17 protein-coding genes, 1 pseudogene and 1 riboswitch are annotated in these 19,907 nt (G+C 48.6%); of the genes and pseudogenes, 15 read left to right on the top strand and 3 right to left on the bottom strand.

Going from position 1 to position 19,907, the window contains the following annotated elements; translation table 11 throughout:
• Positions 1–2: 2 nt before the first annotated feature.
• The 7 genes and pseudogenes from ACODJP_RS05125 to ACODJP_RS05095 all read left to right on the top strand — a co-directional run bounded on the left by ACODJP_RS05125 (position 3) and on the right by ACODJP_RS05095 (position 8,162).
• Positions 3–2,099, top strand: coding sequence for an alpha-amylase family protein (locus ACODJP_RS05125; protein WP_422479173.1), 2,097 nt, complete (start codon positions 3–5; stop codon positions 2,097–2,099).
• On the top strand, positions 2,077–3,087 hold the full coding sequence (locus ACODJP_RS05120) for a LacI family DNA-binding transcriptional regulator (RefSeq protein ID WP_422479171.1): 1,011 nt from the start codon (positions 2,077–2,079) through the stop codon (positions 3,085–3,087). Before ACODJP_RS05125 ends, ACODJP_RS05120 begins: the two co-directional genes overlap by 23 nt.
• Before the next feature lie 289 nt (positions 3,088–3,376).
• Entirely contained in the window at positions 3,377–3,640 is a 264-nt protein-coding gene (locus ACODJP_RS05115; protein ID WP_422479169.1) for a hypothetical protein, read from the top strand.
• A gap of 447 nt (positions 3,641–4,087) precedes the next feature.
• Positions 4,088–4,417 carry a Fic family protein gene (locus tag ACODJP_RS05110; protein ID WP_422479167.1) on the top strand — a complete coding sequence of 110 codons (330 nt, stop codon included), beginning with the start codon at positions 4,088–4,090 and terminating at the stop codon, positions 4,415–4,417.
• Between the two features lie 267 nt (positions 4,418–4,684).
• On the top strand, positions 4,685–6,223 hold the full coding sequence (locus ACODJP_RS05105) for a YifB family Mg chelatase-like AAA ATPase (protein ID WP_422479165.1): 1,539 nt from the start codon (positions 4,685–4,687) through the stop codon (positions 6,221–6,223).
• Positions 6,216–7,343: pseudogene (locus tag ACODJP_RS05100) on the top strand (DNA-processing protein DprA). Before ACODJP_RS05105 ends, ACODJP_RS05100 begins: the two are co-directional and overlap by 8 nt.
• Before the next feature lie 3 nt (positions 7,344–7,346).
• Positions 7,347–8,162: a transposase gene (locus ACODJP_RS05095; protein WP_422479163.1), complete on the top strand. Its 816-nt coding sequence runs from the start codon at positions 7,347–7,349 to the stop codon at positions 8,160–8,162.
• 47 nt (positions 8,163–8,209) lie between these two features.
• On the opposite strand, the gene ACODJP_RS05090 is transcribed toward ACODJP_RS05095, so the two are convergent.
• The gene (locus ACODJP_RS05090) at positions 8,210–9,487 is read right to left on the bottom strand and encodes an ATP-binding protein (RefSeq protein ID WP_422479161.1); all 1,278 of its coding nucleotides are present in this window, start codon (positions 9,485–9,487) and stop codon (positions 8,210–8,212) included.
• Positions 9,488–9,671: 184 nt separating this feature from the next.
• On the opposite strand from ACODJP_RS05090, the gene ACODJP_RS05085 reads away from it, so the two are divergent.
• The 7 genes from ACODJP_RS05085 to ACODJP_RS05055 all read left to right on the top strand — a co-directional run bounded on the left by ACODJP_RS05085 (position 9,672) and on the right by ACODJP_RS05055 (position 16,032).
• The gene (locus ACODJP_RS05085; RefSeq protein WP_422479159.1) at positions 9,672–9,908 is read left to right on the top strand and encodes a hypothetical protein; all 237 of its coding nucleotides are present in this window, start codon (positions 9,672–9,674) and stop codon (positions 9,906–9,908) included.
• A 140-nt stretch (positions 9,909–10,048) separates the two neighbouring features.
• Positions 10,049–11,557, top strand: coding sequence for a Fic family protein (locus ACODJP_RS05080; RefSeq protein WP_422479157.1), 1,509 nt, complete (start codon positions 10,049–10,051; stop codon positions 11,555–11,557).
• 383 nt (positions 11,558–11,940) lie between these two features.
• Positions 11,941–12,110: riboswitch (cobalamin riboswitch) on the top strand.
• A gap of 115 nt (positions 12,111–12,225) precedes the next feature.
• The gene (locus ACODJP_RS05075; RefSeq protein WP_422479155.1) at positions 12,226–14,163 is read left to right on the top strand and encodes a TonB-dependent receptor plug domain-containing protein; all 1,938 of its coding nucleotides are present in this window, start codon (positions 12,226–12,228) and stop codon (positions 14,161–14,163) included.
• Positions 14,164–14,178: 15 nt separating this feature from the next.
• The gene (locus ACODJP_RS05070) at positions 14,179–14,604 is read left to right on the top strand and encodes a MotA/TolQ/ExbB proton channel family protein (RefSeq protein WP_422479153.1); all 426 of its coding nucleotides are present in this window, start codon (positions 14,179–14,181) and stop codon (positions 14,602–14,604) included.
• Positions 14,577–14,990 (top strand): ExbD/TolR family protein, encoded by a 414-nt coding sequence (locus tag ACODJP_RS05065; protein WP_422479151.1) that lies wholly within the window; start codon positions 14,577–14,579, stop codon positions 14,988–14,990. The genes ACODJP_RS05070 and ACODJP_RS05065 overlap by 28 nt, the downstream gene beginning before the upstream one ends.
• The gene (locus ACODJP_RS05060; RefSeq protein ID WP_422479149.1) at positions 14,987–15,337 is read left to right on the top strand and encodes a biopolymer transporter ExbD; all 351 of its coding nucleotides are present in this window, start codon (positions 14,987–14,989) and stop codon (positions 15,335–15,337) included. Before ACODJP_RS05065 ends, ACODJP_RS05060 begins: the two co-directional genes overlap by 4 nt.
• Positions 15,334–16,032, top strand: a complete 699-nt coding sequence (locus ACODJP_RS05055) for a TonB family protein (RefSeq protein ID WP_422479147.1) — start codon at positions 15,334–15,336, stop codon at positions 16,030–16,032. Before ACODJP_RS05060 ends, ACODJP_RS05055 begins: the two co-directional genes overlap by 4 nt.
• A 181-nt stretch (positions 16,033–16,213) precedes the next feature.
• On the opposite strand, the gene ACODJP_RS05050 is transcribed toward ACODJP_RS05055, so the two are convergent.
• On the bottom strand, positions 16,214–16,624 hold the full coding sequence (locus ACODJP_RS05050) for a DUF4143 domain-containing protein (protein ID WP_422479754.1): 411 nt from the start codon (positions 16,622–16,624) through the stop codon (positions 16,214–16,216).
• Between the two features lie 223 nt (positions 16,625–16,847).
• On the opposite strand from ACODJP_RS05050, the gene ACODJP_RS05045 reads away from it, so the two are divergent.
• Complete coding sequence (locus ACODJP_RS05045) at positions 16,848–17,996, top strand: aldo/keto reductase (protein WP_422479145.1); 1,149 nt, start codon at positions 16,848–16,850, stop codon at positions 17,994–17,996.
• 121 nt (positions 17,997–18,117) lie between these two features.
• Here ACODJP_RS05045 and ACODJP_RS05040 read toward each other — a convergent pair whose 3' ends face one another.
• The gene (locus ACODJP_RS05040) at positions 18,118–19,515 is read right to left on the bottom strand and encodes an ATP-binding protein (RefSeq protein ID WP_422479143.1); all 1,398 of its coding nucleotides are present in this window, start codon (positions 19,513–19,515) and stop codon (positions 18,118–18,120) included.
• Positions 19,516–19,907: the final 392 nt, after the last annotated feature.

The following is a 19,907-nucleotide window of genomic DNA, read 5'->3' as shown; positions in this document are numbered from 1 at the left end:
TCATGGACACTACAACGACTAAGACAAGAATTTTCTTCGACATGCACCTCCCCGAGTGGAACGAATCGGATGTGGCGCGAAGGTTCGACGTGGACGATCTCTCTTCCGCGTTGATTGCATCGGATGCCGATTCGGTCATCCTCTACGCGAAATGCCAGTATGGCAACGCCTACTACGATACAAAGATCGGTCACAAGCATGCGGGACTCGGTTCGCTTGATCTCTTACGTGAAACCACCAAACGTCTCCATGCGGCGGGGAAAGAGGTGATAGCCTACTATTCAGTTGCTTGGGACGAGTTCCAAGCAGCACTCCACCCCGAATGGCTGACCTTGGACCGTGAAGGGGAATTCGATTCACAGCAATTTAGGTGGAAAACATTGTGCGTGAACTCTCCATACCGGTCTTTTGTCTTGTCCCAGTTGCAAGAGATAGCCGAGGAGACCTCTGTCGATGGCTTTTGGATAGACATGACCATCATTGGAGATGGCAAATGCTACTGCAATCACTGTCGAAAAAAATACGAGACTCTCCATCCGGATGGTCAAGATCTTGGGGACCTGACTTTGGATGATAGCATGTTCCTGGATTTCCGTTTCGACTACATCGAGGAATTTTTTAGGGATGCATACGCGGTGTTGCGTAAAGTGGACCCCAAGTTGCAGATTCTCAACAACTATTGGGGATATCCCTATTCACCGCTGTCCATGGGAAGTCGGGCCATAGGAGCTCAGACGGAAGCTGACATGGTCACCGGTGAAGCATATGCCGATTGGACAGGCCTGCAATCACCCGAATTCTTCTCCCGATTCCTCCGTGGGGTGGCCAATGGTCGTCCCTATGAAGCTCTTATCGGGCGATTTGTGAACACGTGGGATTTCACGAGGAAACCATACGACCAATTGTTCTTCGAGTGTATGACCGTCTTCAGTCATGGAGGCATGGTGACCCTGGATGACGAACCATACTATGACGGAACTATCGATGGGCAGCTGTATCACGAAGATCTCAGGACCATTTTCCAGACCATACACAAGCATGCAAGCTGCTTGGAAGGAGAGCGGTTGTGCTATGGTGCAATCTACCATTCCCAATATACCAAGACTATGCAAAAACAGACCGATTTTATCAAAGATGTGGTGGGCGCCTACAAGTTGCTTCGTGATGCGCACTTCCCGGTGGATTTTCTCTTCGATGAAAACGCGACGAGCGAAATGCTGGCTCGATATCCCGTGGTGTTCCTTCCCTCTGTCTCACATTTGGATCCCCATGCAATCGGTGAATTGGAGGCGTATCTCCTCCAAGGTGGTTTAGTGGTTTCCTTTGGTCTCAATGCCTTGATGGATTCCTCGGTTGTCAATGGGATATTGTCTGATGGACAAAGCACGTACAGCCTCTCCTATATCAGAAGTGGCGATGAAGCCAATCCCGCATACCTGTTGGTGAGGGGAGCCTACCAGCAGTACCGATTAGATGGAAAGCAAGCCTCTTGCGAAACCGAGATGATGCATTCACCGGCACTAGTCGATCCGATAGTGGAGAATGATGCCAAGACGTTCTATCACAACAATCTTCCCTCACCTTACAAGGATTCCCTTTATCCGTTGGCTATCAAGATCAGATATGATAAAGGGATGATGATCCATTTCAACCAACCAATCGCGCGCAGTTATGCCAAACAACCGAGCAAGGGGCTGCGTGAACTTGTTCTGCAGACCATTCATACAGAGCGGGATTGGCCAGTTGTCCAGCTGGACGCACCCATGCGAGTTGCCTCGGAAGTCTATGATGATAGGAGCAAGGGCAAGATGCATGTTCATCTGATGGTCGCAGGCAGCGAGTCGAGTCTGAGTTGCGGTATTCTCGATACGATGCAAGGTAATTTTGAACGTCCATTCGTCTACATGGAGCAGCGTGATCGTGTCAGTGGTATCAGCATGGAACTCACATTAGCGAATCGGGTGAAAACAATCACTTCTATTTATGAGGAAAATCAACTATTCTGGAAACAAGAAGGCAATAGCGTCTCCATCAAAATCGATGGAGTTTCTCTCTGGGATATAATTGAGGTAGTCTATGAGGAATGCGAAACGGCCTAAGATCACAATCAAGGATCTGGCCAGGCTCTGCGATGTTTCCATAGGGACCATCGATCGAGCGATACACAACAAGCCTGGCGTCAGCAAGGCTACCCGTGATAGAGTGATGCAAATGGCAGAGCAGCATGGGTACAAACCGGATCGGATAGCCCAGAGTCTGCAAAGCGGCAAGACCTATGAGATAGGATTGGTTGTTCACGACTTAAATAACCGGTTTTTCTCGTTGCTGGTGGATGCGATCCAGCAAGTCGCTTGGGAACATAACTATTATATCCAGTTAGCCATCTCATTGCGTGATACCAAGCGCGAGTACGAGATCATAGAGCATATGCTGCAACGCAATGTCGACGGTATCCTCCTGTTCGCAACGAACACCGGACAGGAGTTCTATCGGTATCTCATGGACATTGATAAGCCAGTGGTCTTGCTGGCCAATAGGGTACATGGACCTAAAGGTGCTCCTGAGATCCCTTTTGTTGGGTTGGACAATTGCAAAGCCATCGAGAAGGCATTGATGGGAATCATTGCCAAAGGGTATCGGGCGATCAACTTCGTCAGTCCGTTCTTCGATCGTAGCTATAAGCACAACTACTGGGAAATCGATCAGCGATTTCGTACCTTTTCCCGATTTGTTGAGAAACGCGGTATAGAACACCATGCTTTCATTACTGAGATGTATCTGAAAGAGATTGCCGAAATGAAGCTGGAGAAGCGGACAGCATTCTTCTGTGCCAGTGATATTTTCGCTCTGGAGCTCATTAAACTTTTCCAGGATTTGGGAAGGGATATTCCTCAGGATGTTGGAGTGATGGGATTCGATAATATCGACGTACTCAAGTATGTGAGACCAGGGTTGTCCACAATCAAGTATCCTGTGGATCAGTTGGGAACCTCCGGTTTTCTCTTGCTTGATGATCTGATGGCCAATAAACAATCGATCAAGGAAGTCATCCTTGATGCGGAGATCATCTGGCGCGATTCAATCTAAGTCCTGCACAAAATATAAAGAATATATCGTACCTTTACAATCGGTGTCCACAGTGACCTTGTGGCACTGATTCCCTATCATGCCGACTATCGGTACCAGGTACGGACTCCACATTTCCCAAAATAATCGGGGTTTTAAGGGGGTAGGTGCATGATTTCGGGATTTCGGGTACCGGGTACGGTTTCCAATAAAACCACATTGCGAATCAGGTTTTAAGTACGTGTCAACCCAACACCATGGATGGCAGATCTGGAGGGTTTTGACCATACTCATTTCTAGGAGGGATGGTATGGGAACAATGAATTATCATCAGTACACTCACGACCAAAGGATCGCATATCTCAAAGAATTCGATGAAAGCGGACAGTCAGTTCGTGCGTTCTGCGAGACTATCGGTGCCAGACAATATGAAGTGACCTCCCAGTTTGCAAAACGTGGATTCACCGAGCATACTGGGAATAAGAACAACTTAAACCGTATGCGGCTACCGCATGCAAATGGAGGTCACTATGAATATAGTAATCCACATTGGTATCGATGTCCACAAGGATAGTTACTCGCTGAGCGCCTTTCGCTTAACGAGCAACCGGAATTTCGGGGAGAGCCGCATAGCCAGGACTATCGGTACCAGGTACGAAATCCACATTCCCCAAAATAATCGGGGTTTTAGGGTGCTAGAAGCATGATTTCAGGATTTCGGGAACCGAGTACGTTTTCCAAGAATTCCACATTGCGAATCCGGGTTTGAAAACTTCGGATTTTTTTTGATCATTTAATAGCAATATCGATAACAATAACACAAATAAATTCATCTATCCTTTATACTCTCACTGGAGGACAAATAAAACACATAGACTTCCCAGAAAGGGTAGTGACGCATTGGCCAGCACTTCCTGCGTACAGAATGTGAGCAGAACCAGAAGAGCTGAACAGCCAACAGGCGCGTAGGGAAAGGCCTTTCCCTCCATTCCCTCTTTCCACTCCTTCAGACTTCCGAGTGATGCTGAAGAATGTGAATTACTCTACTATGGCCGATACCGCGAAAGCTCCCATGCAGGATAACCAACAAGATAACCAACAAGATAACCAACAAGATAACCAACAAGATAACCAACAAGATAGCATCCATGAAGCAATACTACAGTATTGTGTAATACCACGAGGAAGAAAAGAGATTGCGGAACATTGTGGCTATAAGGATGTGAGACATTTTTCTTTAAATTTTCTTAAGCCGCTGCTTGAATCGGGGAGAATACAGATGACCCACCCAGACAAACCGAGCAGTCGCAATCAAAAATATGTAGCCGCTGAGCAAACGGATCATCAATGAACGGATGATTTTGAATCAAGCCGAAACATAATGCTGTAGCTTTTCGTAATTTTCCGGGAGACTATCAGAACCAGTTTCCGTCTCCACCTCTTCAAGTTAAACAGGGTTTCGGGTGCTAGAATCATGGTATCGTGATTGCAGGCGCCTGCTACTGATTCCAGTGTAACCTTCCGAAACCTTTGGACATACTTTCCTTATAAGAAGATATACGTGAAGCAGAATTCACTTCTTTACCGTAAGTAGGGGTGAAGGAGGAAATGGAATGCCATGGCTACAGTGATAAGGAGTCTGGGTATCGACGGTATCGCGGGATACCCGATGGGAGTGGAAGTAGCCATAATCGCCGGAATGCCGGGTACTACGATTGTGGGATTGGGTGACAGTGCGGTGAAGGAGGCGAAGGATCGTATGGAGGCGTGCACCGAAGAGCTCGGTTATGCGTATCCTACGAAGAAGGTAGTGGTGAACCTAAGCCCGAGCGATATTAGAAAGCGTGGAGCCTACCTCGATCTACCGATGATTTTGGGCATGCTGGTCGAATCGGCGCAGGTAATGCCGATCATAGAGGATTGGGAGAAGACTGCCGTGGTAGGCGGGATCAGCACCACCGGTAACCTGGTAGGATTCAATGGGGTGCTACCCATGGCAGTGCAGGCACGTAAGCTCGGGTGGAAACGTCTGATCGTACCCCTCGATTGTGCCGATGAGGCATCGTTGGTTGGTGGTATCGAGGTTATCGCCTGTAAGACAGTAGCCCAAGTGGTCGCGTATCTGGAAGGGAGACTGTATATTGCTTCCCATCGACGTATGGTAGTGGTCCAAAATCCTGCTGATAAGGAGAAGATGGGCGATTATGCCGATGTGGTAGGTCATGAGGACATTCTCCCTTTTCTGGCAGCTGCAGTGGCTGGAAACCACAACCTGTTGTTGATAGGACTGCCCGGTAGCGGAAAATCACTGATGGCGAAACTGTTGCCCACCATCTTGCCTCCCATGGATGAACAGGAAATCCTGGAGGTCTCCTCGATATATAGCATAGCGGGTGAACTCGATGGACATGAACTGAAAGAAAGCAGACCATTCAGGAGTCCCCACTACAACATGTCCAGCCATGCCTTGATAGGAGGAGGCCCCTATGCGAGTCCGGGAGAGGTCACCTTGGCCCATCGTGGTATCCTCTTTCTGGATGAGTTACCCGAGTTCAGCCGTAAGACCCTGGAATCACTCAGATTACCATTGGAGGATAAACGGGTCACCATAAGCCGGGTGAACCAGACCAACCGGTATCCCTCCGATTTTATGTTGGTGGCAGCCATGAATCCCTGTCCTTGCGGGTATGGTGGGACCAACCGCTGCGAATGTACTCCCCATGCGATTCGTACCTACCGTCAGCGGGTATCGGGACCGGTTCTGGACCGCATAGATATGCAAAAATTCGTCGGAAGGGTGGCATTCAGTGACGGTCATCTGATGAGCGGTAAGATCAGCAGTGCGACCCTGCGGGAGTCCGTCATGCTAGCCAGAGAACGGCAATCCAGCCGGTTTCGTAAGGGTGGGGATGCCATTTCCACCAACTCGGAGATGAGAAGCTCACATCTCCGAAAATACTGCATTCTGGATGATCGGTGCGCACGATTGTTACAACGTGCCTATGAAAGGGAGCATCTCTCCGTGCGGGCACGCTATAAAACCCTCCGTCTTGCTAGGACATTCGCCGATATCGATGGATGTGACGATATAGGCAAAGATCACCTTGTTCTCGCTTTGTCCTCAAGGGACTTGGAAAAGGATACCCACCATGTATGATCGTGATGATCTGTTGCTCTACTGGGTGTGGCTGAACGAGCTGCGTGGAATTCCCCTGTCATCCAAAAGAAAGCTCCTGAAGATCTTCGGCGATCCCAAGGCGATTTACGATGCCGAGGTATCCACTGTGATAGAATTGCTAGCTAGGAAGGCCAGTACCCGCTACGGATCTTCCAGTGTGGCCGAGCGAGCCGAAGGGAGCGAATTGTTCACAGCTTGGCCTAAAGGAGACCTCAAAGAGGCAGAGACGATCATGGAGCACCACCTGCACCATGAAATTTCGACCCTGTGCGCACACGACAGTTGTTACCGCCGCATCTTCGACGCCGATAGCAAGGCGCCATTGGTGGTGTACTATCGTGGGGAATTGGCACCTGCCGATACAAAGCTCATAGGGATCGTAGGATCCCGATCTTGTACGTCCTATGGCCGTATGGTAGCTACAGCGGCTACCGAAGAGGCTGTGGGGTAGGGCAAAGTAGTGGCATCCGGCCTCTCCTTCGGCATCGATGCCCTCTCCCACAAGACCGCGTTGGATCATGGCGGTATTACTTACGCATTTCTCCCTTGTGGCCTGCATAAGGTTCAGCCGGCATCGCATACCGCACTTGCACAGCGTATTGTCGAAAGAGGAGCAATCATCAGTCCCTATCCTTATGGCAAGGAAGCCTTGCCATTCAGGTATATCGGTCGCAATGACCTCCTCGCCTCCTGGTGCGATACCCTGCTTGTCGTGGAGGCAAGCGTAAAAAGTGGCAGCATGCATACCGCCCGTAGCGCCATGACCAAAGGGAAACAGGTTCTGGCCGTTCCCAACAGCCTCTTGGAACCCAAAAGTAGGGGAACCAATGTGCTCCTTACCGAAGGAGCTCGTGCCTATATCAATAACAGGTTAGCACAAAAGGACACAGCTAGACTTTCACATACCCTGGTCGAGGGTGATGACCGCCAAACTTCTGTCTTACAACGTCTCGCAGCGGGTGGTATGGCAACCGGTGAAATTGCCTATGCCCTTGGTTGTGAAATTACCGATACGATGGGACTGCTTACCGATTTGGAGCTTTCCGACAGGGTGGAATACCGAGCGGACGGCAGGTGGCACCTGGTGGGAGGACCCTAGACCATGAGTCGACAAAAGAGGGAACATGTTCCCCACAGTGTCCACCATGTGATCCAACGGGGGAACAACCGCAACTACATCTATGAGAATACCCGGGATAAACGTGAGTTCCTCGAAATCCTCTCCCATGCCATCGATACCAGTGATGCCACGCTCCTCCAGTACGTCCTCATGGATAATCATTACCACCTGCTCATCCGTGTGGAAAAAGAACCGTTATCCCAACTACTATGGTTGGTCAACAGGAACTATACCCGCTATTACAACCGACGCTACAACCGTATTGGCACTATCTATGGAGGACGATACAAGAGTTACCTCCTGGAGGATGAGCGGAAGCTCTTCAGCACCATCCGCTATATCGTCCAAAATCCCGTGAAGGCTAATATTGCAGTGACTCCGGGAGCCTATCGGTGGAGTGGCCATGGTGCGGTGATCTCCGGTCAAGGTGGCATCATCGACCGCCTTGCGCTACTCTCCTATTTCGCTCCCGAGAGCACACTTGCTCTGCAGCGATATCGTGCATGTACCGAAAGCGACACATGGAATGCCGAGGTGGGATTCGCCACTATCGTACAACCGGAGATCGAGACCGAAGAGCGTCTGGCTTGTCTCCTTGACGGATTTCTCGAGCAACAGGAACTCTGTGCATATAGGAAAATGATCGTCTCGGGATCCCGCCTCCCCGTCGTACGACAACTACGTAGCCGATTCATCACCCTTGCCATGACCGATGGCCATGCGATCAAGGATATCGCAGCATTCCTGCATGTGAGCCATGAGACGGTGCGGCGGATCGGCAAGAGTTCTTTTGGTTGAAGTATCATGGTTTCAATACCTAAACGGACTATCAGGAGTATATTGAATTAATCCCTCAAGCATCCGATTGGTACTACCAACACACCATCATCACGGCGATATGCGAATTCTGTACCTGTAAGTATCATAAGAAATGAGGGTTCTTTCATCTTCTTGGTATCTACCTTGGCCTTCAGCTCCAGCAGGTGATCGGCTGCTTCCTCAATCTGCTTTGCACCTAGCTTCACTTCGATCGGCGCCCACCTGCCATCGTTAAGACAGATTACGGTGTCCGATTCCAATCCACTTGCATCACGATAGTGGAAGACCTGCCCATCGATGGCTTCTGCGTAGACTCGCAGGTCCCTTGTGCATAGGGATTCAAAGAGAAATCCGAAATATTGGAAATCCTCTAGCAATCGGGAAGGAGTAAGCCGCATTAGTGCTGTCGCAATGGAAGGATCCACGAAATGCCGTTTGACAGAAGTCCTGACCGCCGTCTTGGAGCGCAGCACAGGGTTCCAAGCAGGAAGATTCTCCGTGACGAAGATTCGCTCCAATGCCGTCAGATACTGACTAATTGTTTTCTCTGAAACACTTGCATCGGCATCGCCTAGGGCAATATCGTCACGGATCGTCCTGATTGTGGCCATAGTCGCTATGTTTCTGGCATAGGAGCGCATCAGTGCCCGCACCCGTGCAGGATTCTTTTCCACGCCATCAACCCGGGAGATGTCAGCATTGATGACCGCTTCCACATAATCAATCGCATGGCGCATCGCGATATTCTCATCATCACCGATGGAAGCCGGCCATCCTCCCCGGACAATGGCAGAAGCTATGCTTTCTATGGATACATCTGAAAATCCCTCAGGATTGATCTTCCCATCAAACAACGATTTCAGCGAAACCATGCCGTTCGATTCCAAAGATTCGAACAGACTCATGGGACGCATCATCAGTCGTGAGATTCTCCCGGTCCCCGTATGTTGTACCGTATCATCCTGTGGTACCGCCGATCCTGTCAGAATGAACTGCCCTGGTTTTCCCCCTCTCTGATCAACCATGAAACGTACGGCATCCCATAATACGGGTGCGCTTTGCCACTCATCGAGTAATCGGGGGGTGTCTCCCTGTAATAGGAGGGAAGGTTTTGTATCAGCTGCCATGTGGTATGATGCAGACTTGTCAGGGTCCTGCATGAACAGCTGACTTCTTGATGCTCTCGTTGCAGTAGCCGTCTTCCCACACCATTTTGGACCTTCGACCAAAACAGCACCGTTGGAACGGAGTCTTTCCTGTAAGAGCCCGTCAGCAATACGCTTGAGATAGGTTTGTCGTTCCATGGGGGATTCCTCCTTTACTACGAATGTATAGTACTTCATGCTTCCGATAATATCAATGTTTTACTTCCGAAGATATAGTAATTATACTTCCGAAAATATTGCAAATGCACTTCTTACTGTGTAGCTGTCAATAAAAGTAGCCACGGTTGAGCCTCCCATAGTTCCAAAGTCTCATGATGATACTTTGGATGATACTTTGGGACTAAGGATACCCTCTCTGATAAACATGAATCCCGGTATCAACCAACGTAAGCATTCTCAGCAGCTTGAGGTCTTACTTCCCATTATGAAGCCTGCGATGTTCGCTATGGTGGAAAGGGGTGTGCTTGAACGCAAAGGGGGCAAGAGGGTGTGTATACTACGTTTTGAGCTTGAATGCCGCCAGGTAATCGAATTGGCAGGAATATACGTATTTTTGTAGGCAGTCTGCTCTATGTAAGCATCCTGCTTGCATATATAATGATAATTGCAAAAATATGCTGATAAATAATGATATTTGTTGACATGAACGAGGTTCATACCTATATTTGCACTATGATACTTTTTTTATGAGGCTTGTCCATGGGAATATACGTTTCTGATCTTCGACCGGCGGGATATGCATATCTTCTTGAAAAACTCGGAATCACAGGCATACCAAACTGGCACCGATCGATGGTTTCGACTACAGGAACACACTCTTCAAAGATACAGGACGGTTTTGTCGATGAAGTTTATCGACCTCAATACTGGCCCGGAGAAACGGTTGGTGACCATCTCGAGTTCGCTCTGAAATATGATGGGGTGAATCTTGCATTGCTGGCACGAATCTTTGAAAAGGTATCTTTCGAAGTACTCACCGAGTACATCATGTCCAAGCCGACCGGGAAATACGCCCGGAGGATCTGGTTTTTCTATGAGCTCTTGACAGAAAAGCATCTACCTGTCAGCGACATGACCACTGGCAACTATGTCAATGCGTTGGATAGCAAGGATTATTACACTCTCCACAGCGGAGAACGATCTCCCCGCCATCGTATAGTGAACAACCTTCTTGGTCCCCGGGCCTTTTGTCCTGTCGTCAGGAAGACCGACAAGCTCTTGGAATTGGACTCCACAGTCCTGAAAGAACGGTGTGAGGAAATCGTCACGGCCTATCCTCCACAGTTGCTTCGCCGGGCACTGAGTTACTTCTACAATAAAGAGACAAAATCCTCATTTGAGATTGAACATGCAAAAAGCAATGCTTCCCGCACAGAGAAGTTCATTGCATCCTTGGAACTTGCCGAACAAGAGGACTTTTGTGAAAAGGGCAGGCTTGTTGAACTGCAAAACCGTATTGTCGACCCGCGATTTGCCGATAGCGATTACCGGGTAAGTCAAAACTATGTTGGCCAGACAATGGCGTACCAAAAAGAGCTCATCCATTATATCTGCCCAAGACCTGAAGATCTGCCGGTTCTGATGGAGGGTTTGCTCACTTGTCATGACAGGATGAAAGTGGGTGGGGTTCCACCAGTCATCCACGCCGCGGTGATAGCCTATGGCTTTGTGTTCCTGCATCCGTTCGAGGATGGAAACGGACGAATCCATAGATTCCTCATCCATAATATCCTTTCCTTGCGGCAGATGGTACCTCGTGGACTCATGTTTCCCATATCAGCTGTCATGCTGAAGCATCCGGAAGATTATGATAGATCGTTGGAAGCTTTTTCTCGGCCCCTGCTACAGGTCATCGACTATCAGTTGGATGAAATGGGGATAATGACGGTAGAGGATGAAAGCGCACCCTGGTACTCCTATATGGATATGACAGCCCAGGCAGAAGCCTTGTCCGGATTTCTACGTAAAACAATCGAAGAAGAGCTTGTACAAGAACTCAACTTTCTTGCCAACTATGATGCAACCAAGAATGCGATTCAGGATATAATCGACATGCCCGACCGGCTGATCGATCTGTTCATACAGTTGTGCCTACAGGACAACGGCAACCTTTCTGCGAGAAAGAGGTCCTCCCATTTTGACTTCTTGAGCGATGAGGAGCTTGCTGCCATGGAACAGGCTGTCAAAGATTCTTATACACAGGTATAGATGTCTAGCATCCCAGACTATTTTTATGATTGGGAAACAGATGTCCTTCGTGGTTCAAAAACATCCGATAAACAGACTTGGATGAGTCAATGGGATATGTGCTGATCTGCTTATCGATCTATGATACCACACTCACCAGCTCGTGAAGAAAAAAGTTGAAGGCCTCAAGCGATCAGGTTTGGGGAACCGTCAAGATGTTAGTAGGTGTGCCCATTACCTCCTAAAGTTGCGAGGGCGGTATCTCCTGTTGTACACAAGTGGCGTTCACAACACAACTGTTACCCTTATATTCGGATTGGCTTTTCCGGAGAAGGACCCCTATCTGTAGACACATCCCTAGCTGGTTTTAAATCAATCGATGCTTGCGTTCTTCCCGCCAATCGGCTATGCTTTGCCTCGCTGGGTCTGGAAAAACGGAATGGGGTGTGATTCCCCAACGGTCCCGCCACTGTAATCGACGATGAATGCAGGTATACCATTGTCCAACGGATGAGAAGGTCTGCAGGAAGACGAGTCGTAAGTCAGGAGACGTTTCCAGATACATTATCTTCGTGGAGAAAGAGGCAGCATGAAACAGACATGTCATGACCGACTGTATACACTTAACATCAATCTCATTCCACCCTTGCACTTCATGAAGCCAGACACCACATCTCTGGAGGCACTTCATGAAGAAGTCGCACAGTTTACCCATCTCCCTCCTGACGGTCCTTTTGCTGGTGGTAGGCATTACACCGCTATTGGCACAAAGTTACACCGACTTGGGAACAGGAGCCGCATTGACGATCATCGAGGAATCGTTCGCCGAAGCGGAAACCAACACAGCTTCACGCGTGACAACCATCACACGTGAAGAAATCGCATCCTATCAAGCGGAAACGACAGCCCAACTCGTAGAGCGAGTGATCGGCACCACCTTCTCATCCTATGGAGCCCTTGGAGCCGCACAGAACGTGCAGATACGGGGAGCTACATCCGATAAGACATTGGTATTCCTCAACGGCGTACCATTGGGCTCAGCCCACGAAGGTTCGTATGACCTCTCTCGGATCCCAGTGAACATTATCGAGAGCATAGAGATTATTAAAAGTGGACCAGGGAACCTAGGAAGGACCAATGCCATAGGAGGGATGGTCAATATCATTACCAAATCCGGGACCTCGGATACCAGCGGGAAGCAAAGACCTTTGAACATTTCACTTGAGAACGGATCCTTCCTTCCACTTCCCTATGGGGACAGCGATTATCAGAATTGGCTTTCACTTGTCGATAGCCAGAAAGTTGACATCGAGTACTCCACTCGTCTTGGTAATATGGAAATGACTGCAACCACAGGGGGGCTACGGGCTTCCAATGCCTTCACCTATCCCGATGGGGACAGACGTGAGCAGCGCACCAATGCCCAAGTGATCTCTGCCCATGCAGGACTGTTCCTCGACGGCAGTGTTTCCGACCGAGTCCATCTAAAAGGTAACGCCCTAGCCAACTGGCAACGTGTCGGAGTCCCAGGAATGTTGAGTTGGCCAACTCCCGATGCACAACAAGAGGATTGGGAATTATCGGGAAATCAAACGGTTTCGATCGATACCCATCCAGAGAGTCCCATCGATACACACACCGTGGTGGCGAGTGCCGCATTTGCACGGACACACTACATTGATGAAGTATCGGCCACGGATGACACCCATGACAAACTTCGTCTCTTCTTCCAGTATCGACAAGATTGGCGGATGGATCAGCACCTCGCCTTGGAAACCGGTGTTGATGCTACAGTAGATTATGTCGACAGTACCAAAATCGGAGATGAGAGCCGTACGATTCCCTCTGTCTATGCCAATGGAGGTATCTATCTTGTAGAAGGGAAGATTTCGATCCACCCAAGTATACAACTCAAGTATGTGAGCGATACAGAAGCTTTCTCACCGAATGCCTCGATCGGCATGATCTACGCTCCTGATGGCATACACCGATTCCAGGCAACAGTCAGTTATGCTCAGCAGATTCCTACGTTCAGCCAACTCTACTGGCCACTCGAATGGGGATACCGCGGAAACCCCGATCTGAAAACAGAAAAAGGATTCAATGGCGATATCGGCTATACCTTGGAGACTAGTAAGGTACGGTATGAAGGAAGCCTTTTCGCACGGGATGTTAATGATGCGATCGTAGGCGATCCCGAAGACAATTACATTCCCCACAACATAGCACATGCGTTTTATCTCGGAACAGAACAGTCGGTAGTTTGGGATCCCTCGGAGAGCCTCTCTTTCTCGGTGAGTTACCAATACAACCGGAGTTTCGACCTATCGAATAACCAATCATTCTCCGATGACATTCCGGTATCGGCAGTACGGGAACATACACTCAAAACATCAGTGGGATTTACCCATGGCCCTTGGGATATCATCGTATTCGGTGAGTACCTAGGATCTTCCGAAGTAGCCGATGCTGTCGTACTCTTAGATTTGACAGCCACTTTAGCGATATCGGAAACAGTATCGACCTATGTAGCGATCGACAACCTGTTGGACAGCGCGTATCAGCTATATGACGGTTACCCCATGCCTGGAATGAAGATCAGAACCGGCGCTTCGCTACAGCTGTAATCAGGAGGACCGGCAATGGAGACACAACAGACACTGATGGACATGATACAACGGGGTGGGGTAGTGATGTGGCCACTGCTGATCCTCTTCGGAGCAGTATTGGTAGTGGCACTCGACGGAGCTCTGAACCTCTACCAGTGCAAACGAGGCGAAGGGATAGCTACCCAGCCCGCTGAATCGTTCGCCCTCTCACTGCTCGATTTCATTGCGACTACCGCCCCGGTTCTTGGCTTCCTCGGAACAGTTGCCGGAATGATCAGCGCATTCGGTGCAGTGGCAGAATCGACAACAGTCCAACTGCCGGTTGTAGCAGGGGGACTGTATGAAGCACTGTTTACCACGGCCTTCGGTTTGATTGTCTCACTGCTGGCAACACTGGTGAGTTTCCTTCTTGAATTCGCTATGGAGAGGATATGGGAAGAAAAAGACGCGAACAGGTAGGATACAGCAGCGATATCGCATTCTTGCTGATCATCTTCTTTTTAGTGATGGTCGGCTCGACTGCGAATCGCATGCTCGCCATCGATTCTTCAGACTCTCAGAATATTCGTGAAGATGGGACTAGTCTGTCTCACGTGGTCCACCTGGAGATTCTTTTAGACGGCACACTTCAGGTAGTTTCCACATCGGCGATCCTACCGTTGTCTACGATTGAACAAAAGGATGTCGTTTTACATGCCCATGCAAGGGTAGCATGGGGGCAAGTGGTCGATGCTTTGGATACCCTATCTACGTATGATGTAGGCTCCATTGGATTCGCCACCATGACAGGGGACTCTATCAGTGAATCATCTCCTGCCTCCTTAGAGAGAGAGGAGGAGCCATGAGACGCAAACGGAAAGTAGCCACAGCAGTTTTTACCGATGTTGCTTTCATTCTCCTTCTCTTCTTCCTCGTCTTCGCGATAACCAGCCAACGTACTCCTATACCAGTTGAATTACCGATAGCCCAGCATGCGCAAGAGGTTCAAAAAGCTGACCTACAGCTGTTCGTGGACAAGGATGGCACCTTATATAACCAAGAGCGAAAGATTGACTTGGACCAAATCGCCTATGCAGAGCGGATCTCGGTGTATGCCGATGAAGCAACCGAGTTTTCTCTGGTCCTCCCCATTTTACAAAGACTTGCAGAATTGGGAGTACCAATAGTGCAATGTGTGGTGGCTCTACCATGACCCGGGGGATGCGTATCGGTCTCATTACTGCGATAGTCACCCTCGGCATGTTCCTATTCCTGCGCATCCCCTTTGCTCTGTTGCCAACCGATAGCGTTGGAACACCAAGTAGAGAAGATTTACCAAGAGCAGCAACCATCACACTCGCACGAGCTCCAGAAGTCTCTCCTCAGTTGCTTACCGGGGTGGCAGAGGATCGTGAGGAGATGATTGCTGATACCATGATTGATGAAAGCCCATCTGAATCAACTAACTCTCCCCAACCAGATCGTCAAGCAGGGGACCATTTGAAAGCGATTGCCAGGGATACCTCGTTTGTCCCCGACATGGATATCGCTTCTGTAAAGGCCAGCTATAGGGAAAAACAGCTCGGAGAATCCCGACCCGTTCCACAGACCTATGTGTCGTTAGGCCAAGTGACCGAAGCTCCGCAGTTCGACCAACAGTTGCTCTCCAGTAGAATAGCGTATCCCCAGGGAGCAAAACGACAGGGTTTGGAGGCCAAAGTGGTATTAAGACTGTACATAGGAGAAGACGGTACTATCGACGATATAGTCGTGCAAGAGGATCCGGGGTTCGGTTTTGCTGCAGCTGCGATGGATGCATTTGCCGATTTGATGGCTAAACCGGCGAAGATCGATGAAAAACCAGTTGCAGTTACCATGTTCTTTCCGATCACTTTCTCTTTGCGGTGAGCTATGCCTTCGCTGTGTACCACTGAAGATTCTCTCCTACGGCAGTTTTTTCATCAATCGTCTACTTTGACCGACAAGATAGAGTGGCAAGGTACCTAGTGTATACGTATAATCGGATAGTGGCAGAGAAGATTTGATTCCCCAACGAAACGAGGGTAGCGGAACAATTACTATTGGTCCATTACCGAGTGAGTGCAGGGAACGTAAGGCGAGATACCCCGCCCCTTGGGGCGGCAGCGGAGGCGAAGCCTCCCGGGTCCAGGGCTTGCCCTGGGGGTGCGATACCATTCATTTCCTCGATTGCGGGTCTGTTCGTTGAAAACCGCAATGCTGTGTGCAGGTGTTTCGATTCCATATAAAGATGCAACGATTTCAAAGTGCCGGTCTTTCCCGACTTGACTTCAATGGGAAGTACTTTATTTCCCAACTGGATCAGGAAATCAACTTCAGCTTTTGATTGGGATTTTTCTCGTGTCCAATAGTAGAGCTCAGGATTCATATAATTCGGCTGATTATATAATAAGTGCTGTCCGATGAACTGTTCTGCCAATTCCCCTCTGTTTGAGAAGAGAAGATTATCATCTTGGGCAATATCACCTCAACACAGAATTGGTCCGTTTCCATGGACGTCACCCCTTGCCAAATTACAGACAATCGCTTTGCCTCTTTCTTGAACATCACCATCCTTTTTATCCTTTAAGCTTCATGATCTCTTGTAGGAAAAGGTACTGTAATCACTGAACAACCACAGTTGCGTTTGGACCGGTTCCCTTTTACACTAGAGGAACAACAAGATACATGATGGAGTCGATTATATGAATTATAGGATACTCGGACGTACGGGATTACAAGTTGGTGAAATAGGACTCGGTACGGAGCATGTGGTGCATGAAGAGCAGAGCATGGTGAACGATGTTACTGCCATGGCCATTGACCATGGTATGAACTATATAGACTTCTTTTGGCCACAGAGGGATTTTCGTACGAAGATGGGACTTGCTTTGCAAGGAAAGCGCGAGAACGTCGTTCTAGCTGGACACCTAGGGGTTATGGAAAAGGACGGGCAGTACAAACGTACCCGCGATGTGAAAGCCAGTGAGGAGAACTTCCATGATTTCCTACGCTGCTTCACTACCGACCATGTCGATGTCATGATGCTGCATTTCGTCGATGACATGACCGACCTCGATGAGGTCCTCAATGGGAAATTCATGCAATTGGCAGCCAGATTGCAAAAAGAGGGCAAAGCGCGATACCTTGGTATCAGCAGCCATGAACCCCTTGTTGCACAACGGGCAGTTGAGAGTGGTTTAATCGATGTAGTCATGTTTTCCATGAATCCCGCCTTCGATGTACTTGGCCACATACCCTCTGACGATGCCGAGCAGGAAGCCCATAAACGGATGCATGATCTGAGTAAGACCGATAACCGATCCGTCCTTGCCCAAAGAAAGGATTTCTATGCGTTATGTGAAAGGGAGAATATCGGACTGGTTGCCATGAAGGCATTCGCTGGCGGGTGGTTACTCTCATCTAGGAAACTGAAGTACCCACCGACATCGACCCAGTGCCTGTCCTTCCTTTTGGACCAGAAGGTCGTATCCACCGTAGTTCCCGGAACCAGGAATATCGGTGAACTGAAGGATGTTCTACGCTATTTCGAAGCCAGTGTTGAAGAACGGGATTTTACCAATATCATCAAGATGAACGATTGGGATCTCGGTGGCGCCTGCATGTATTGCAACCATTGCCTGCCCTGTCCGGTGCAGATCAATATCGGGGAGACGATCCGAATACTCGACCACGCTCTCGGTGGTATCACCGACGGAATACGGGATGCCTACCGAAAACTGGAAGTGAAGGCAGGTGCGTGCATCTCATGCGGAGCCTGTACGGAACGCTGTCCGTTCGGCGTAGACCCCATGCAGCGTATGTACGATGCCAAGGCTCTGTTTGGTATGTAAGTATACCGAGCAGCCGATAGGGCTGAGGGGTGAGAGGTTAGCTAGCGAAGCCTTCCCTTTCCCCAAAACCTCTTAAACCGTAGGCTCATTGGCATATCAGTATAGGTAATGGCCGATATCATCAATCACCAGAAAACAGGTCATTCAGTCCCACAAGTGTTGCTCCATCGTGAACTGCTTGGATTTTTACTTCTTCAGTGAACCCGGATTTACTGAAAAGGAAGTAGTAGCGATTCTCTGGTTTTGTGATGATTTCTGTGGCGTTGAAGAAATCACTATATTCGTCTATTCCTAGAAGCTTGTTACGGAACTTGCATTCACAGAAGATCGCGGACTGATGTTGTTTGTCGAGGGCAAGGATGTCTATGTCATCTTCTTTTCTGGTCTTTGGATTTGTTCCCCACCATCTTCCGATCGTGTGTGGGGTGAATGGAAGTTTCCGATTTTTCGCGAGGTGTTCGAGATATTCGGTGCATATCCTTTCGAACACCTGCCCCATATAGGTTGGTAGGTTCCTGTGTATCTCCTTGGCAGCATCTTCGTCTCCCAGCAGCTCATAATAGCTCTTGTTCGCGAATACGAAATGGTACCAGAATAGAAAGAAATTATCGGTGATCCGATAGATGCTTTTTTTGCTGGATTCCTTTTGGCCGGAAGGAGTCACCTTGTCTACAATTTTCATGTTCTTTAGTGTTTTGATATACTTGGAACACTTGGTTTGTTCTTCATGGATTTTCTGTGCAATATCATTCAGGCGGCTTGAACCTGTTGCGATTGCTTCTAGGATGCTGTTGTATACAGCCGGTTCCCGTAGTTCCATCTTCAATAGATTCTGCGGCTCATCCTTCAAAATAGATCCCATGCCAAGAATTTTTTTCGCTATGTTTTCTTCGATACTTGATTTGTCACTAAAAGTCTCCAGGTAGCTCGGGATCCCTCCAAGGATTCCGTAGCTTATGATTTTCTCGTCGTGGGTATACTCGGGAAAAAATGCGGCACTTTGCAGATAATCGAATCCAACTAGTTCCAAGTTGCTCGTGCTGCGTCCAAATAACGGGCTTTTTACTCCCATCACTTCATTTTCCATGAAGCTTACACTGGAGCCGCACAGTATCAATAGGAGGTTTTTATCTTTCCAATCATGATCTATGGCGTGTTGTAGGATGGATTTGATGGTTTGGTTCTCTTCTGCGATGAATGGGAATTCATCTATGATCAAGGTGGTTCTCTTATCCGACAATTGGGATGTCAGATAATTGATGGCTGCTTCCCAATCTGAGAATACACCGAAGTAAGTGCCGGAAAAATGCATTTGGAGGGCTTTGGAGAAATCGGATAGATTCAGGCTATCATTTTTTGCCTGGGCTGAATAGAATATCACTGGATGGTTCTTGGAGAACTCCTTGAGAAGTGATGTCTTGCCAATCCGTCTTCTCCCATACAGCACAAGATATTCGAACTTGTCCGACTCATACAGGCTTTCAAGTAATGCCAATTCCTTTTCTCTTCCGATAAACATGCCGTTCTCCTAATTGAAATATATACTTACGATTATTATACTCTCGAATATAAATAAATCAAGTAGTACCCTGGTGAAATGAAAGGTATCAAAATATCAAGGCAAGCCTTGATCTGGAAGTTTACACTTCCAAATTCGCCCCGGAGAGCTCAGTTTCGATACTTGCGTTTCCTACACTCGTTCGGCAAAGTATCCATGTATGGATACGCTGCCCTTACTTCGTTTGAAAATCGCCACGTCACCACGTTGGGCTGCACTATAGCCCCCTGCCGAGGGGTTTCCTGTGTTTCGCACATCCTCGTAGAACTGCATTCTAGAGGTGTTCTGAAATCCGGGCAGTCTCTTAAAAAGTGTCAGGGGAATGGGAGCTGTCGTGAAAAAAGTGTCCTAGA

Origin of the sequence: Pleomorphochaeta sp. DL1XJH-081 (assembly GCF_049310885.1) — a bacterium.
In the GTDB taxonomy this organism is placed as follows: domain Bacteria; phylum Spirochaetota; class Spirochaetia; order Sphaerochaetales; family Sphaerochaetaceae; genus CAYZJV01.
This window is presented reverse-complemented; position numbering and strand designations above follow the sequence as displayed.